We start from the raw sequence: 16,739 nt of genomic DNA on the forward strand, positions 1-16,739 counted from the left end.
CGGCCACCTCACACCCGGCCACCTCGTACGCGATCACCTCGTACGCGATCAGGGAGCACCGCCAGTGAGCAGCACACCGCCGCGACCCGCCGTCGACCCGCCCGTCATCGACCTGCCCCTCCCGCCGCCGGGCACCATGGGCCCGCCCACGCAGTACGGGTGGCTGCGCCGGGAGTGTCCGCTGGCCGAGGTCCGGCTGCCGATCGGCGCCACCGCCTGGTACGCCACCCGCTACGAGGACGTCCGGGACCTGATCGCGGACCCCCGGCTGATCCGGCCCACCATCAACGACTGGCCGCCCCGGCCCGACCGGGCCATCGACGACGAGCCGGGCCTGATCACGATGATGGAACTGAACGGCCCCCGCCACGAGGCCCTGCGGCGCGCTCTGGCCGAGCCGTTCAGCGTCCGTTCCGTCCGGTCCCGGCTGCCGCGCCTGCGCCGGTCGGCCGACGGGCTGCTGGACGATTTCATGGCCGGCGGGCAGCCCGGCGACCTGGTCGGCGGCTTCCTGGAGCCCTTCCCGCTGCTGGCCATGTGCGAGCTGGTGGGCATCCCCTACGAGGACCGCGAGTACTTCCTGCCCAGGGCGGACGCCGCCCTCGGGGCGATGGTCACCCTGGACGAGGGCCGCGAGGTCACCTCCGAACTGCGCGAGTACATCGCGTCACTGCTCGACCGCAAGCGGCGCGAGCCCGCCGACGACGTCCTCACCGGGCTGGTCCACGCGTGCGGGCCCGGCACCCCGGACGGGGAGAGCGTGGTGAACTTCGGGCTCTCGATGCTGGTCGCCGGCTACCGCACGAGCACCATGTTCCTGGCCGACGCCGTGGTGGCCCTGCTGACCGTGCCCGACCGGTACGCCCGGCTCCGCGACGACCGCGGCCTCCTGCCCGGCGCGGTGGAGGAACTCCTGCGGTACATCCCGGTCATGAACGGCGTCGTGGTCCTCCAGGCCGTCGAGGACATCGAGTTGCACGACCGCAGGATCCGCGCGGGCGACGCCGTCCTGCCCGTCCTCGCCTCGGCCAACCGCGACGAACGGGTGTTCACCGACGCCGACCGGCTCGACCTGTGCCGAGCGGAGAACCCGCACCTCACCTTCGGCCGGGGCGCGCACAACTGCATCGGCGCACACCTGGCCCGGGCCCAGCTGACCGTGGGACTGGAGGCCCTGCTCGACCGCCTCCCCCGACTGCGCCTCGCCGAAGGACAGGCCCCCACCTGGGACGACGAATCCCCGAGCAAGTCACCGCTCACCCTCCCCGTCAGCTGGCACGACACCACCGCCGTTCAAGGGGCCGGCGATCCACCGGAGCAACCGCGAAGCCGCCGCCCCCCGCCGCCGTGAGGGCGCCCCCGAGCGCCGTGCTCACCGCCGTGTGCCCGAACGGACGCGCCGCCACGAGGTCAGTCGGCAGCCTTGGGCAACAGGTGCGGCGCGTACTTCTCGACCGCTTCCATCAGCTGCCTCTTCGACGGGTTCACCATCGCCCGGCCGGCCACGGTCACGGTCGGCACGGTCTCGTTCCCGTCCGCGACCGAGCGGACGAACGCCGCCGCCTCGGGATCCCTCCAGATGTTCACCTTGGTGTACCGCAGCCGCGTGAAGCGCAGACGCAGGAGCAGTCGAGCGGTTCACCCCGCCGAAGCCGCTCCGGCTTCCCTCCGGGGCGGCCGGACGGCCCTTTTGCCGGCGCGGCCCTGCCGACACCGCCGCGCGGACCGACCATGTCAAGGGCTACCGCAGCAACGGCCGCCGCGTGGGCCGGGTCCACGTCCTCACCCGGCCCCTGACGGACCACCTTCGATTCGAGTTCGCGCACTACCGCCACAACATCGCGGCCGGGGAGGACATCCGGATCCTCGACCCGCCCTTCCTGGAATTCCTGGAAGAGCGTGGGTGAGTGACGTTCGACCCCGAGCAGCTGGATCGGTCCACAGCCGATCTGGCGGAAATGCTCCGCGGCCTTCGAGCGCTTGAAGCGCCCGCGGATCTGGCCGAGGAGCGGTTCCGGGGCGTGGCCCGATGAATACCTTCACCGTTCATGACGATCGATTGGCGACCGTGGAGACCTTCACCGGGCGAATCGCATTTAGCAATGCCCGGGATTTCGCCGAACACTTGGACATATTCACACTGTACGAAGACCTGGCAATATTCGGAGAAAACTCCAGAGAGCCCCTGGCGACCCGGGCTGCGACACATCGGAAAGATCTTTAGTCCACTACGGAAATCCCCTTGAAGGGCACGAACTCACTCCCTTATCTTCTTCTCCAGGAAAGGGATTCAGCAGGAGGAGAAACCGCCACAGAACGGCGGCTCCTCGGCGCGGCACCGGCCCGAGCCGTGTCAGGACCGACGGGCAAACCCGTACACGAGCGGAGAACCCCCATGGGTAAGCACGACGACGGCAAGGGCGGCAGCTCCGGCGACAAGCAGCAGTCGCCGAAGGAGTCGGACGGCCAGTGGAAGAGGCCCGTACCGCCGCCCGGCCCGGACGAGGAGAAGAAGTAGGCGCGAGCCGATGAACAAGAACGCGCAGTTGGTCGCCGAACTGACCAAGTCCGGTGCGCTGGGCGAAGAGTGGCGGGGCGCGTTCGAGCGCGCCCCGCGCTCTGCCTTCATTCCGGATGCCGTCTGGGCGCCGGACGAGGGCACACCCAGCGGCTATCGCCTGGTCGCCAAGGGCCGGGATCCGCACGGCTGGTGGGAGCTGGTCAACGCCGACGACGTGGTCGTGACGCAGCTGGACGACGGGGATTCCGACGGCCCCGGCGTCGCCACCTCGTCGGCCTCCATGCCCTCCCTGGTCGCGATGATGCTCCGCCACCTCGACCTCGCCGAGGGGCAGACCGTGCTGGACATCGGCACCGGTACCGGCTGGACGAGCGCCTTGCTGTCCGCCCGACTCGGCGACGCCGGCGTGACCACGGTGGAGATCGACCCGGGCGTCGCCGCCGAGGCGGCGCGCCGGCTGAAGGCCGCCCGGTTCACGCCCCGCCTCGCGGTGGGCGACGGCCTGGCCGGCCATGCCTCCACCGCCCCCTACAACCGCATCCACTCCACGGCAGCGGTACGGCACGTGCCTCTCCCATGGATCGAGCAGACCGAGCCCGGCGGGGTCGTCGTGACGCCCTGGGGTACGCCGTACGCCAACGCCGGGCTGCTCCGGCTGGTCGTCGGCGGTCCGGGCCGGGAGTCGCACGGCCGGTTCGTGGAGAACGTCAGCTTCATGTGGATGCGGGCACAACGACCGCACGCCGTGACGGCTCCGGGCGTCGGGCCGGTACGTGACAGCGCGTCCCCGATGGATCCGGACCTTGCCGAGGAGAACGTCCACGCGGCGTTCGCCATCGGCCTGCGGGTGCCCGGAGTTCGCTCCGTGCACACCTGGGACAGCGAGGATCCGCAGGGCACCTACCGCGTGCAGCTCTCCGACAGCGAGGGCTCCTGGGCCTCCGCGCGCCATCGGCGATGGGATGCCGGAGACGCCGTTCAGCAGACCGGGCCCCGCCGAATCTGGGACGAGGTCTGCGCCGCCCGGCTGTGGTGGCTGAAGGAAGGCAAGCCGGAACTGACCCGCTTCGGGCTGACCGTCGGCCCGGACGGGGGCCAGACCGTCTGGCTGGACAGCCCCGACCACCCCGTCGGCTGACGCCAGGACGAGCCGCTGGAAGCACGCCGGTTCCAGAGTGAACATATGGCTGAGCGTGTCCGTCCGGGTCCGGACCGGGGAGATCGACGACACCGAGGGCAGGCTGGTTCCCGAGTCGTCGAGACCACGTCCACCGGACCCGACCGCCCCTCGGAAACCGCTCTCGATCGCACCTGGCCGATCTCCGGCGAAATTCTCCGTACTATGTATAGTGTACCGCGTACGGGATAATCGCCGACGAGAGGGCCCATCGTGCAGATCAACTCCTCCGCCGTTTCACTCACCGTCGAGGACGTCGCCACCTCCTCCGCCTTCCTCCAGCGGCACTTCGGGTTCGCCGAGCAGATGGCGGCCGACGGCTTCGTCTCGCTCGGCCACGAGAGCGCCGGGCTCAACGTCGTCTACCTGCGGCGCGGCCTCGACGTGCTGCCCGAGGGGTTCCGGGACCAGCACGCCGCCGGGCTGATCCTGGCGTTCACCGTCGACGACCTGGCCGGGGAGGAGGAGCGGCTGCGGGGGGAGGGCGTGGAGATCACCATGCCGCTGCGGGAGGAGCCGTGGGGTGAGCGGCTGTTCCAGGTCACCGACCCCAACGGCGTGGTGGTCCAGCTCGTCGAGTGGGTCCAGCGGTAGCGGGCAGACAGCGGTGCCCCTGGCCGGGCCAGGGGCACCGCCTCACCACGAGGCTGAACGACGAGCAGGACCAGGGACGATCAGTCGACCGTCCAGGTGTCGTTGCCCGCCAGCAGGCCGGCCAGGTCGCCGGGGCCGCGGTGGGCGGCGGCGGTGGCCAGCTGGCTCGCCATCAGCTCGTCGTAGACCGGGCGCCGGACGCTCCGCAGGACGCCGATCGGGGTGTGGTGCAGGGCGTCCGCGTCGGCGATCCGGGAGAGCGCGAACGCCGTGGCCGGGCCGGCCGCGTGCGCGTCGTGGACGAGCACGGCGGACTCGTTCTCCGGGGTGACCGCGCCCACGAACAGCTCGCCGTCGGCGGCCCGGAAGACGCCCTGGGCGGCATCCGCGCCGAACCGGATGGGCTTCCCGTGCTCCAGCCGGATCAGCGCCTCGTCCCGCGTGCCCGGATCCTTCAGCACCTCGAAGGCGCCGTCGTTGAAGATGTTGCAGTTCTGGTAGATCTCGACCAGCGCGGTGCCCTCGTGCTCGGCGGCCGCCCGCAGCACGGACTGCAGGTGCTGGCGGTCGGAGTCGATGGTCCGGGCGACGAAGGTGGCCTCCGCGCCGATGGCCAGCGAGAGCGGGTTGAACGGGGCGTCCAGCGAGCCCATCGGCGTGGACTTGGTGATCTTGCCGAGTTCGCTGGTCGGCGAGTACTGGCCCTTGGTGAGACCGTAGATCCGGTTGTTGAACAGCAGGATCTTCAGATTGACGTTCCGTCGCAGCGCGTGGATCAGGTGGTTGCCGCCGATCGAGAGCGCGTCGCCGTCCCCGGTCACCACCCAGACGCTGAGGTCCTGCCGCGACGAGGCGAGCCCGGTCGCGATCGCCGGCGCGCGCCCGTGGATCGAGTGCACTCCGTAGGTGTTCATGTAGTACGGGAACCGCGAGGAGCAGCCGATCCCGGAGACGAAGACGGTGTTCTCCCGCCGGATCCCCAGCTCCGGCATGAAGGACTGCACGGCCGCCAGGATGGCGTAGTCCCCGCAGCCGGGACACCAGCGCACCTCCTGGTCGGTCTTGAAGTCCCTGGCGGTCTGCTTCGCCTCGTCCTTCGGCACGAGCTTCAACGAGGGAAACGTGTCACTCATCGGTTGTCCTCCTCGTCCAGGGTGCCGATCGCCGCCCGCAGCACGTCCGCCAACTGGGCCGCCTTGAAGGGAAGTCCGCGCACCTGGTTGTAGGACTCCGCGTCCACCAGGTACTTGGCGCGCAGCAGCAGCGCCAGCTGTCCGAGGTTCATCTCGGGGACGATCACCCTGTCGTAACTCCTCAGTACCGTCCCCAGGTTGGCCGGGAACGGGTTGAGGTTGCGCAGATGCGTCTGGGCGATGCGGCCGCCGTCCGCCCGGACGCGCCGCACCGCCGCGGTGATCGGACCGTACGTCGAGCCCCAGCCCAGCACCAGGACGCGGGCCTCGCCGTCGGGGTCGTCGACCTCGGTGTCCGGCACGGCGATGTTGTCGATCTTGGCCTGCCGGGTGCGGACCATGAAGTCGTGGTTGGCGGGGTCGTAGGAGATGTTGCCGGTGCCGTCCTGCTTCTCGATGCCGCCGATGCGGTGCTCCAGGCCGGGCGTACCGGGCACCGCCCAGGGGCGGGCGAGCGTCCGCGGGTCGCGCTGGTAGGGCCAGAAGGCGCCGTCCTCGCGGTTCGGGCCGGTGGCGAAGTCGGGTGCGATCTCGGGGAGTTCGTCGACCTCGGGGATCCGCCAGGGCTCGGAGCCGTTGGCCAGGTAGCCGTCCGAGAGCAGGAAGACCGGGGTGCGGTAGGTGACCGCGATCCGGGCCGCCTCCAGGGCCGCGTCGAAGCACTCGGCCGGGGTGGCGGGGGCGACGATCGGCACCGGCGCCTCGCCGTTGCGGCCGAACATCGCCTGGAGCAGGTCCGCCTGCTCGGTCTTGGTCGGCAGACCGGTGGACGGGCCGCCGCGCTGGATGTCGACCACCAGCAGCGGGAGTTCGAGCGAGACGGCCAGGCCGATGGTCTCGCTCTTCAGGGCCACCCCCGGGCCGGAGGTGGTGGTCACGCCGAGCGCGCCGCCGAAGGCCGCACCGAGGGCGGCGCCGATACCCGCGATCTCGTCCTCGGCCTGGAAGGTGCGCACGCCGAAGTTCTTGTGCCGGCTCAGCTCGTGGAGGATGTCCGAGGCCGGGGTGATCGGGTAGGAGCCGAGGTAGAGCGGCAGCCCCGAGCGCTGGGCGGCGGCGATCAGGCCGTAGGAGAGCGCGAGGTTCCCGGAGATGTTGCGGTAGCGGCCCGCGGGCAGCTTGGCCGGCGGCACCTCGTAGGAGACGGCGAAGGTCTCGGTGGTCTCGCCGAAGTTCCAGCCGGCCCGGAAGGCGCTGATGTTGGCCTCGGCGATCTTCGGCTTCTTGGCGAACTTGCCGCGCAGGAAGGACTCGGTGCCGTGGGTGGGGCGGTGGTACATCCAGGAGAGCAGGCCCAGGGCGAACATGTTCTTGGCCCGCTCGGCGTCCTTGCGGGCCAGTCCGCTGTCCTTGAGCGCCTCCAGGGTCAGCGTGGTCAGCGGCACCTTGTGCAGGTGGTACGCCTCCAGCGAGCCGTCGGCCAGCGGGTCGGCCGGGTAACCGACCTTGGCGAGCGCCCGCTTGGTGAACTCGTCGGTGTTGACGATGATCTCCGCGCCGCGCGGCAGATCGGGGACGTTGGCCTTGAGAGCGGCCGGGTTCATCGCGACCAGGACGTTCGGCGCGTCCCCCGGGGTCAGGATGTCGTGGTCGGCGAAGTGCAGTTGGAAGGACGAGACGCCGGGCAGGGTACCGGCGGGGGCCCGGATCTCGGCCGGGAAGTTGGGCAGGGTGGAGAGGTCGTTGCCGAAGGACGCCGTCTCGGAGGTGAAACGGTCGCCGGTGAGCTGCATTCCGTCACCGGAGTCCCCGGCGAACCGGATGATCACCCGGTCCAGCCGGCGGATCGGTTTGGGACGCCTGGGCTGCGGACTGTCCGGCGCGGTGGGACCGGCCTGGCCCGCACCGGGCCCGGAGCGGCCCTCGTCGCCGTCCGAGCCGTCCACTGCCTCTGACTGATCGACCTGACTGGTCACTGCCGCGGACCTCCTCGTGGGCACCAGCCGCGGGCGTGAGCCGTGTGCCCCGTCCGCCTGGTGCACCTCTCGCATCCTATGCGGCCGGGTATCGCCGCTGGCGGGAACGGCCGCATGCGGCGGGAAATACAGAACGACACCACACTTTCGATAGAACACCGACCGGGGTGACGGTCATACCGCGCAGGCCCGGAACGGAAGTCGGGGCAGCCGGGGCCGGGAACGAGCGGCCCCCCGGCAAACGCCCCCAAGCCCCCCCCGGCCCCCGGCCCCCCGGGCTCAACAGCGCTCAAGGGCGCTCAAAAGTGGTCAAGCACGCTCAGGAGTTGAGATAGGTGAGCACCGCCAGCACCCGGCGGTGGTCCTCGGGGCTCTGGGCGAGGCCGAGCTTGAGGAAGATGTTGCTGACGTGCTTCTCCACCGCGCCGTCCGAGACGACCAGTTGCCTGGCCACCGCCGTGTTGGTCCGGCCCTCGGCCATCAGCCCCAGCACCTCGCGCTCACGCGGGGTGAGGCCGGCCAGCACATCGCTCTTGCGGCTGCGGATGAGCAGCTGCTGCACCACCTCGGGGTCCAGTGCGGTGCCACCCCCGGCGACCCGGACCACCGCGTCCGCGAACTCGCGCACCTCGGCGACCCGGTCCTTCAGCAGATACCCCACGCCCCGGGTGGAGCCGGCCAGCAGCTCGGAGGCGTACCGCTCCTCCACGAACTGCGACAGCACCAGCACACCCAGCTCCGGGTACTGGGCACGGAGCGCGACACAGGCCCGCACGCCCTCGTCGGTGTGGGTCGGGGGCATCCGGACGTCCGAGACCACGACGTCCGGCAGGGCGCCGGCGGCGGCCAGGTCGTGGATGGCCTTCAGCAGCGCCTCGGCGTCCCCGACGCCCGCCACGACCTCCAGGCCACGATCGGTGAGCAGCCGGGTCAGGCCCTCCCGCAGCAGTACGGAGTCCTCGGCGATGACGACGCGAAGCATGGTGGCCTTCCGGCTGGGCTGGGCTGGGCTGACGGGTGTCAGTCTCCCCTATCCTCGGTCCTGCCCGGGCGGAAAATCATGCCGGGGCAGCACCTCACCGCAGCACCTCACCGCAGCACCTCACGGGCGACACCTCACATGGTGCGGATGGCCACCGAGTCGCAGAGCTCCTGCAGCGCCGCCTTGGCCGGGCAGTCCGGCAGCGGGTCGAGCAGGGCCCGGGCCGCCTCGGCCTGCCGCAGCGTCTCCCGGCGGGCGCGCTCCAGCGCGGGGTGGCGGCGCAGCAGCCGCAGCGCCTCGGCGTGCAGCTCGTCGTCGGCGAGGTCGAGGGTGAGCAGCTCGTGCAGCCGCCGGTCGGCCGGGTCGGACTCGTCCACCGGCATCTGCTGGAGCAGCAGGGTCGGCAGCGTGGCCACGCCCTCGCGCAGGTCGGTGCCGGGGGTCTTGCCGGACTCGTCGCCGTCGCTGGCGATGTCCAGCACGTCGTCGGCCAGCTGGAACGCGGTGCCGATCCGCTCGCCGTACTCGGCGAGGATGTCGGTCACCCACGGCTCCGCGCCGGCCATCAGCGCGCCGATCCGGCAGGAGACCGCGATCAGCGAACCGGTCTTGCCGGCCAGCACGGCCAGGTAGTGGTCCAGCGGGTCGTCGTCCGGGCCGGGGCCGGCGGTCTCCAGGATCTGGCCGGTGACCAGCCGCTCGAACGCGTCGGCCTGGAGCCGGACGGCCTCCGGGCCGAGGTCGGCGAGCACCTGGGAGGCGCGGGAGAAGAGGAAGTCGCCGGTGAGGATGGCGACCGAGTTGTCCCAGCGCGAGTTGGCGCTGGGGGCGCCGCGGCGCACGGGGGCCTCGTCCATGACGTCGTCGTGGTAGAGCGTGGCGAGGTGGGTGAGCTCGACGACGACGGCGGCCGGCACCACGCCGGGCGCGCCCGGGTCACCGAACTGGGCGGCGAGCATCACCAGTAGCGGGCGGAAGCGCTTGCCGCCCGCCTCGATCAGGTGGCTGGCGGTGATGGTGATGAAGGGGACGTCACTCTTCACCGCCTCGGTGAGCGCGGTCTCCACCGCGTCCATCCCGGCCTGGACGTCGCGGGTGAGATCGCGGTCCTGCACGCTGAGCCCAAAGGGTCCCACGACGGTCACGAAGACCACTCCTCTGTCCCTGGTCGATCTAGCGGCCTGGTCCCTGAGTGCCGCCGCTGGCCATACAGGCAGGGTATCCGGTCACGAGTGGATCACTGCACGGGCGTGCGGATCCTGTCATGATCGGGCCGGATGCCCTGATCAGGACGGATGCCGGACACGACGCGTCCGGGCCGCGCGGACAACGGCGCGGCCCGGACGACGGATGCCTCCGGCCGGGGGTCTCAGCGCACGAAGAGCGCGGCCTTCGACGCCAGGTCCAGGAAGTACTGCGGCAGCAGGCCGAGGCCGAGGGTGACCAGGACGCCGGCCCCGATCGCGGTGATCGTGAAGGCGCTGGGCACGGCGACGGTCGGGCCGCCGGGCTGCGGGTCGGAGAAGAACATCAGCACGATGACCCGGATGTAGAAGAACGCGGCCACCGCCGAGCTGAGCACACCCACGATCACCAGCGGGGTCGCCCCGCCGGCCGCCGCGGCCTGGAAGACCGCGAACTTCCCGGTGAAGCCCGAGGTGAGCGGGATCCCCGCGAAGGCCAGCAGGAACAGCGCGAAGACCGCCGCGAGCAGCGGCGAGCGCCGGCCCAGCCCCGCCCAGCTGGACAGGTGGGTGGCCTCGCCCTTGGAGTCGCGCACCAGGGTGACCACGGCGAAGGCGCCGAGCGTCACGAAGGAGTACGCCAGCAGGTAGAACAGCACCGAGCCGAGGCCCTGCTTGTTGGTGGCGATCACGCCGGTCAGGATGAACCCGGCGTGCGCGACGGACGAGTAGGCGAGCAGCCGCTTCACGTCCTGCTGGGTGACGGCCAGCACCGCGCCGACCACCATGGTGAGGATGGCCACGCCCCACATCACCGGCCGCCAGTCCAGCCGCAGGCCGGGGAAGGCGACGTAGAACAGCCGCAGGAAGGCGCCGAAGGCGGCGACCTTGGTGGCGGCCGCCATGAAGCCGGTGACCGACGTCGGCGCGCCCTGGTAGACGTCCGGGATCCAGGAGTGGAAGGGCACCGCGCCGACCTTGAAGAGCAGGCCGACGGCGAGCAGCGCCAGGCCGATCAGCAGCAGCGCGTCGTTCTGGGTGGTGTTCAGCAGCGCCGGGGTGGCCAGCGCCTTCCCGGAGATGACGTCCGAGATGTCGCCGAGCCGGACGCTGCCCGCGTAGCCGTACAGCAGGGCGGTGCCGAACAGGAAGAACGCCGAGGCGAAGGCGCCGAGCAGGAAGTACTTGACCGCCGCCTCCTGGGACAGCAGCCGGCGGCGCCGGGCCAGCGCGCAGAGCAGGTAGAGCGGGAGGGAGAAGACCTCCAGCGCCACGAACATGGTCAGCAGGTCGTTGGCGGCGGGGAAGAGCAGCATGCCGCCGACCGCGAACAGGGTGAGCGGGAAGACCTCGGTGGTGGCGAAGCCGGCCCGGACCGCGGACCGCTCCTGCTCGCCGCCCGGGGTGGCGGCGGCCTGGGCGACGAACGCGTCGACGGCCACTCCCCCGGCCCTCGGCTCCAGCCTCCGCTCGGCGTAGGTGAGCACCGCGACCACGGCGGCCAGCAGGATCACGCCCTGGAGGAAGAGCGCGGGGCCGTCGAGCGCGACCGAGCCCATGGCGAGCAGGTCGACCTTGGTGGAGCCGTAGCCCTGCGCGGCGAGCACCACCACGGCGGTGAACGCGCCGGCCAGGCCGGCCAGGGCCAGCGAGACCTGCGCCCAGTACCGGTGGCGCCGGGGCAGGAAGGCCTCCAGCAGGATGCCGGCCACGGCGGCGCCGAACACCACCAGCATCGGGGAGAGCTGGCCGTACTCGATGTGCGGCGCCGGAATGCTGGGCGTGCTGCCGCCGGCGGCGGCGAGCCATCCGGTGGTGCTCACTTGTGCTCACCTCCTGAGGTGGCGGCGACCGGGTGGGCCGGTGCCGGGTCGGTCTCGTGGACCTGCGACAGCGTCGCGTCCACCGCCGGGTTGATGATGTCGGTGAGCGGCTTCGGGTAGACACCGAGCAGGATGGTCAGCGCCACCAGCGGGGCGACGACGGCGAGTTCGCGCACCTTGAGGTCGGGCATCCCGCGCACCTCGGCCTTGACCGGGCCGGTCATGGTGCGCTGGTAGAGCATCAGGGCGTACAGCGCGGCGAGCACGATGCCGAAGGTGGCGACGATGCCGATCGCCGGGTAACGGGTGAACGTGCCGACCAGCACCAGGAACTCGCTGACGAAGGGCGCGAGCCCGGGCAGCGAGAGGGTGGCCAGGCCGCCGATCAGGAACGTCCCGGCGAGCACCGGGGCGACCTTCTGCACCCCGCCGTAGTCGGCGATCAGGCGCGAGCCGCGGCGGGAGATCAGGAAGCCGGCCACCAGCATCCACGCGGCGGTGGAGATGCCGTGGTTGACCATGTAGAGGGTGGCCCCGCTCTGACCCTGGCTGGTCAGCGCGAAGATGCCCATGATGATGAAGCCGAAGTGCGAGATCGAGGCGTACGCGACCAGCCGCTTGATGTCCTTCTGGCCGATGGCCAGCAGCGCGCCGTAGATGATCCCGATCACCGAGAGCACCAGGATCGCCGGGGCGAAGGTCCTGGAGGCGTCCGGGAACAGCCCGAGGCAGAAGCGGAGCATCGCGAAGGTGCCGACCTTGTCCACCACCGCCGTGATCAGGACGGCCGTTCCGGCGGTGGACTCGCCCATCGCGTTCGGCAGCCAGGTGTGCAGCGGCCAGAGCGGGGCCTTCACCGCGAAGGCGAAGAAGAAGCCGAGGAACAGCGCCTTCTCCGCGGTGCCGCCGAGCACCAGCCGGCCGTCGGCGATCGCCGAGGTGAGGGTCGGCAGGTCGAAGGTGGCGAAGCCCTGCTCCTGCGCGATCACGTACAGGCCGATCACGGCGGCCAGCATGACCAGGCCGCCGAGCAGGTTGTAGAGCAGGAACTTCACGGCCGCGTACGAGCGCTGGCGCGCCGAGTCGGGGCCGCCCGCCCGGTCGCCGAAGCCGCCGATCAGGAAGTACATCGGGATCAGCATGGCTTCGAAGAAGACGTAGAACACGAAGACGTCGGTGGCGTAGAAGGAGACGATCACCATCGCCTCGACCGCCAGGATCAGGGCGAAGAAGCCCTGCGTGCGACGCCTGTTCTCGAAGGTGCCGTCCGGTGCGGTGGGGCCGGGCCCCTCCTGCCCGTTGGCGGGCGCGGCCGCTCCAGGATCGGCGTCGTGCCAGGAGGCCAGCATCACGACCGGCACCAGGACGGCGGTGAGCAGGGCCAGCACGGCGCCGATGCCGTCCACGCCGAGCGAGAAGGTGATGCCGAAGGAGCGGATCCAGCTGTAGGACTCGGTCAGCTGGTAGCGCGCCCCGCCGGGCTCGAAGCGGGCGGTCACCACGGCCGCCAGCGCCAGGGTGACGGCCGAGACGCCCAGGGCGACGGCCTTGGTGGTCCGCCGCCGGGCCTCGCTGGACCCGGCCGGCAGCGCGGCGGTCAGCACCGCGCCGGCCGCCGGGACGGCGCAGGTGGCGGTCAGCAGGGCACTCATGCCTTACCTCCCTGACGGCCTGTTTGTTTCCTGTCCATCAGACGGACCTCATCAGGAGAGTCGTGGCGACCAGTACCAGCGTGCCGCCGAACATGGAGAGCGCGTACGAGCGGACGTAGCCGTTCTGGATCCGCCGCAGGCGGCTGGAGACGCCGCCGATGACGGCGGCCAGGCCGTTGACGAAGCCGTCCAGGCCCCGGCTGTCGAAGTAGACCAGCGCCGCGGTGAGCGCCGAGCCGGGGCGGACCAGGACGGCGTGGTTGAAGTCGTCCTGGAGGAGGTCCCGGCGGGCGGCCCGGGTGAGCGGCGAGCCGACCGGCGGCACCACCGGGACGGCGGAGCGGCCGTACATCAGGTAGGAGACCGCCACCCCGGCGAGCATGCAGGCCGTGGTGAGCAGGGTGACCACCAGCGGGGCGAGCGGCGAGTGGCCCTCGTCGTGGCCGGTGACCGGCTCCAGCCAGGTGAGGAAGCCGCTGTTCAGGGTGAACAGCCCACCGGCGAAGACCGAGCCGAAGGCGAGCAGGATCATCGGAATGGTCATGGTCTTCGGCGACTCGTGCGGGTGCGGTTCCTGGCCCTTCTCGTCCGGCTGCCAGCGCTTCTCGCCGAAGAAGGTCAGGAGCATCACCCGGGTCATGTAGAACGCGGTGACCGCGGCGCCGGTCAGGGCGCAGAGGCCGAGGATCCAGCCCTCGGTGCCGCCCTTGGCGAAGGCCGCCTCGATGATCTTGTCCTTGGAGAAGAAGCCGGACAGCCCCGGGAAGCCGATGATGGCCAGGTAGCCGAGGCCGAAGGTGACGAAGGTGACCGGCATGTACTTCCGCAGGCCTCCGTAGCGCCGCATGTCCACCTCGTCGTTCATGCCGTGCATGACCGAACCGGCGCCGAGGAAGAGCCCGGCCTTGAAGAAGCCGTGGGTCACCAGGTGCATGATCGCGAAGGCGTAGCCGATCGGGCCGAGGCCGGCCGCCAGCACCATGTAGCCGATCTGCGACATGGTCGAGCCGGCCAGGGCCTTCTTGATGTCGTCCTTGGCGCAACCGACGATCGCACCGAAGAGCAGGGTGACCGCGCCGACCACCACGACGGCGGTCTGGGCGTCCGGCGCCAGGTTGAAGATCGCACCGGAGCGGGTGATCAGGTAGACGCCGGCGGTCACCATGGTGGCCGCGTGGATCAGGGCCGAGACCGGGGTCGGGCCCTCCATGGCGTCCCCGAGCCAGGACTGCAACGGCACCTGGGCGGACTTGCCGCAGGCCGCCAGCAGCAGCATCAGGCCGATCGCGGTCAGCTTGCCCTCACTCGCCTGGTCCGCCGCCCCGAAGACCGGCTCGAAGGCGAAGGAGCCGAACTCGGCGAACATCAGCATGATCGCGATGGAGAGGCCCAGGTCGCCGACGCGGTTGACGATGAACGCCTTCTTGGCGGCCGTCGCGGCGCTCGGCTTGTGCTGCCAGAAGCCGATCAGCAGGTACGAGGCGAGCCCGACCCCCTCCCAGCCGAAGTACAGCAGCAGGTAGTTGTCCGCGATCACCAGCAGCAGCATGGCCGCCAGGAACAGGTTGAGGTACGCGAAGAAACGGCGCCGGCGCTCGTCGTGCGCCATGTACCCCACCGAGTAGAGGTGGATCAGCGTGCCGACACCGGTGATCAGCAGGACGAAGGTGATGGAGAGCTGGTCGAGCCGGAACGCGATGTCGGCCTGGAAGCCGTTCACCGGTACCCAGCTGAACAGGCGTGTGGTGACGGCGCGTTGCTCGGCGTCGCGGCCCAGCATGGACGCGAACAGCGCCAGCCCGAAGCCGAACGAGAGCGCGGCGAGCGCGGTGGCCAGCCAGTGGCCGAACCGGTCGAAGGCCCGGCCGCCGAGCAGCAGCAGAGCCGCACCGGCCAGCGGAGCCGCCACGAGCAGCGGAATGAGAGAGTTCACCGAAGGTCCTCCGCCTACAGCTTCATCAGGTTGCTGTCATCGACCGAAGCGGAGTGCCTGGTCCGGAAGATGGCGACGATGATGGCGAGGCCGACCACGACCTCGGCCGCCGCGACCACCATGGTGAAGAACGCGATGATCTGGCCGTCCAGGTTGCCGTGCAGCCGGGAGAAGGTGACCAGGGCGAGGTTCGAGGCGTTGAGCATCAGCTCCACGCACATGAACAGGACGATCGCGTTCCGCCGGATCAGGACGCCGGAGGCGCCGATGGTGAACAGGAGGGCGGAGAGATACAGGTAGTTGACCGGATTCACTCCGTGCCCTCCTCGTGGTTGGTCGGGACCGGCTCCAGCGACCTGCGCGGGCCGGTGGCCGGCGGGCGCTCGGACGGCGGGCGGCCCAGCCAGTCGGCGGTGGTGGACTCCAGCTCGGCCATCCGCCGCAGCATCTCCTGGCTGACGTCGCGGATCTGGCCGCGCTCGCGCAGGGTCTCCATCACCGAGTCCTCGGCGATGGTGCCGTCCGGCAGCAGGCCGGGGATGTCCACCGCGTTGTGCCGGGCGTAGACGCCGGGCGCGGGCAGCGGCGGCAGCTGGATGTTGTCCTTGACCCGCTGGGCGGCCAGCTCGCGCTGGGTCTTCGGGGCCTTCACGTGCTCGCGGTGGGTGAGCACCATGGCGCCGATCGCCGCCGTGATCAGCAGCGCGCCGGTGACCTCGAAGGCCCAGACGTACTTGGTGAAGATCAGCCGGGCCAGGCCCTGGACGTTGCCCTCGGCGTTGGCCTCGGCGAGGCCGGCGAAGGTGTCCAGCTTGGCGTTGGCGAGCCCGGCGACCAGCAGCACGCCGAAGCCGAGCCCGCACAGGAGCGCGGCGAACCGCTGCCCCTTCAGCTGCTCCTTCATCGAGTCGGCGCTGGTGACACCGACCAGCATCACCACGAACAGGAACAGCATCATGATCGCGCCGGTGTAGACCACGATCTGCACCACGCCCAGGAAGACCGCGCCCTGCGCCATGTAACAGACCGCCAGCGCCATCATGGTGGCGGCCAGGCAGAGCGCGCTGTGCACGGCCTTCCTCATCAGCAGCATGCCGAGCGCGCCGCCGACGGCGATCACCGCGAGCACCCAGAACTGGACGGCCTCCCCGGTGGAGGTCGTCCCGGTGACGGCAAGGACCGTGCTGCTCCCGGCCAGGACGGTGGCGGCCACTACCGCACCTCCTTCTCGCGCTCGGTGCGCTCCTGCTGGACCGTCCCGGGCGCCGCCGCGATGATCTCGCCCCGGTAGTAGGCGCCCTCGTCGGCGCCCGGGTAGATCGCGTGCGGGGTGTCGACCATGTCCTCGGAGAGGCCGACCAGCAGCTGCTCCTTGGTGAAGATCAGGTCCTTGCGGGAGGAGTCGGCCAGCTCGTACTCGTTGGTCATGGTGAGCGCGCGGGTCGGACAGGCCTCGATGCAGAGCCCGCAGAGGATGCAGCGGGCGTAGTTGATCTGGTAGACCGCGCCGTACCGCTCGCCGGGCGAGTAGCGCTCCTCGTCCCGGTTGTCCGCGCCCTCGACGTAGATCGCGTCGGCCGGGCAGGCCCAGGCGCACAGCTCGCAGCCGACGCACTTCTCCAGGCCGTCCGGGTGCCGGTTCAGCTGGTGGCGGCCGTGGAAGCGCGGAGCGGTGGGCTTCTTCTGCTCCGGGTACTGCTCGGTGAGCCGCTTCTTGAACATGGCCTTGAAGGTCACGCCGAAGCCGGCGGCCGGTCCGAGGAC

General features: G+C 70.7%; 14 protein-coding genes and 2 pseudogenes. 5 read left to right on the top strand and 11 right to left on the bottom strand.

The features are described from left to right. Positions 1–64: 64 nt before the first annotated feature. Entirely contained in the window at positions 65–1,351 is a 1,287-nt protein-coding gene (locus AB0P06_RS15665) for a cytochrome P450 (RefSeq protein ID WP_363607814.1), read from the top strand. A 59-nt stretch (positions 1,352–1,410) separates the two neighbouring features. Here the strand turns inward: AB0P06_RS15665 and AB0P06_RS15670 are convergent, their stop codons facing one another. Then, positions 1,411–1,587: a hypothetical protein gene (locus AB0P06_RS15670; protein WP_363607815.1), complete on the bottom strand. Its 177-nt coding sequence runs from the start codon at positions 1,585–1,587 to the stop codon at positions 1,411–1,413. A gap of 134 nt (positions 1,588–1,721) precedes the next feature. Between AB0P06_RS15670 and AB0P06_RS15675 the strand changes: the two are divergent. The 4 genes and pseudogenes from AB0P06_RS15675 to AB0P06_RS15690 form a co-directional block, all read left to right on the top strand. Next, positions 1,722–1,907 (top strand): annotated as a pseudogene (locus AB0P06_RS15675) (DUF6879 family protein); the annotation flags it as partial. Positions 1,908–2,395: 488 nt separating this feature from the next. Next, positions 2,396–2,518 (top strand): hypothetical protein, encoded by a 123-nt coding sequence (locus AB0P06_RS15680; protein ID WP_363607816.1) that lies wholly within the window; start codon positions 2,396–2,398, stop codon positions 2,516–2,518. Between the two features lie 10 nt (positions 2,519–2,528). Next, positions 2,529–3,659, top strand: coding sequence for a methyltransferase domain-containing protein (locus AB0P06_RS15685; protein WP_363607817.1), 1,131 nt, complete (start codon positions 2,529–2,531; stop codon positions 3,657–3,659). 252 nt (positions 3,660–3,911) lie between these two features. Then, positions 3,912–4,292, top strand: coding sequence for a VOC family protein (locus tag AB0P06_RS15690; RefSeq protein WP_363607818.1), 381 nt, complete (start codon positions 3,912–3,914; stop codon positions 4,290–4,292). Positions 4,293–4,372: 80 nt separating this feature from the next. Here AB0P06_RS15690 and AB0P06_RS15695 read toward each other — a convergent pair whose 3' ends face one another. The 10 genes and pseudogenes from AB0P06_RS15695 to nuoI form a co-directional block, all read right to left on the bottom strand. After that, positions 4,373–5,425 (bottom strand): 2-oxoacid:ferredoxin oxidoreductase subunit beta, encoded by a 1,053-nt coding sequence (locus AB0P06_RS15695; protein ID WP_363607820.1) that lies wholly within the window; start codon positions 5,423–5,425, stop codon positions 4,373–4,375. Continuing rightward, positions 5,422–7,401 carry a 2-oxoacid:acceptor oxidoreductase subunit alpha gene (locus AB0P06_RS15700; protein ID WP_363607821.1) on the bottom strand — a complete coding sequence of 660 codons (1,980 nt, stop codon included), beginning with the start codon at positions 7,399–7,401 and terminating at the stop codon, positions 5,422–5,424. Before AB0P06_RS15700 ends, AB0P06_RS15695 begins: the two co-directional genes overlap by 4 nt. Before the next feature lie 319 nt (positions 7,402–7,720). Then, positions 7,721–8,383: a response regulator transcription factor gene (locus AB0P06_RS15705; RefSeq protein WP_363607822.1), complete on the bottom strand. Its 663-nt coding sequence runs from the start codon at positions 8,381–8,383 to the stop codon at positions 7,721–7,723. Positions 8,384–8,517: 134 nt separating this feature from the next. Further along, entirely contained in the window at positions 8,518–9,528 is a 1,011-nt protein-coding gene (locus tag AB0P06_RS15710; RefSeq protein WP_363607823.1) for a polyprenyl synthetase family protein, read from the bottom strand. Positions 9,529–9,752: 224 nt separating this feature from the next. After that, the gene (nuoN, locus tag AB0P06_RS15715; RefSeq protein ID WP_363607824.1) at positions 9,753–11,390 is read right to left on the bottom strand and encodes an NADH-quinone oxidoreductase subunit NuoN; all 1,638 of its coding nucleotides are present in this window, start codon (positions 11,388–11,390) and stop codon (positions 9,753–9,755) included. Further along, a complete protein-coding gene (locus tag AB0P06_RS15720) occupies positions 11,387–13,042 on the bottom strand; it encodes an NADH-quinone oxidoreductase subunit M (protein ID WP_363607825.1) in 1,656 nt (551 codons plus the stop codon). The genes nuoN and AB0P06_RS15720 overlap by 4 nt, the downstream gene beginning before the upstream one ends. A 37-nt stretch (positions 13,043–13,079) precedes the next feature. Beyond that, complete coding sequence (gene nuoL, locus AB0P06_RS15725; RefSeq protein ID WP_363607826.1) at positions 13,080–14,975, bottom strand: NADH-quinone oxidoreductase subunit L; 1,896 nt, start codon at positions 14,973–14,975, stop codon at positions 13,080–13,082. A 14-nt stretch (positions 14,976–14,989) separates the two neighbouring features. Continuing rightward, positions 14,990–15,289 carry an NADH-quinone oxidoreductase subunit NuoK gene (gene nuoK / locus AB0P06_RS15730; protein WP_363607827.1) on the bottom strand — a complete coding sequence of 100 codons (300 nt, stop codon included), beginning with the start codon at positions 15,287–15,289 and terminating at the stop codon, positions 14,990–14,992. After that, complete coding sequence (locus AB0P06_RS15735) at positions 15,286–16,188, bottom strand: NADH-quinone oxidoreductase subunit J (RefSeq protein WP_363607828.1); 903 nt, start codon at positions 16,186–16,188, stop codon at positions 15,286–15,288. The genes nuoK and AB0P06_RS15735 overlap by 4 nt, the downstream gene beginning before the upstream one ends. 32 nt (positions 16,189–16,220) lie before the next feature. Beyond that, a pseudogene (gene nuoI / locus AB0P06_RS15740) lies at positions 16,221–16,697 on the bottom strand (NADH-quinone oxidoreductase subunit NuoI); the annotation flags it as partial. Between the last annotated feature and the right edge of the window lie 42 nt (positions 16,698–16,739).

This window comes from Kitasatospora sp. NPDC088351 (assembly GCF_040685575.1).
GTDB lineage: Bacteria > Actinomycetota > Actinomycetes > Streptomycetales > Streptomycetaceae > Kitasatospora.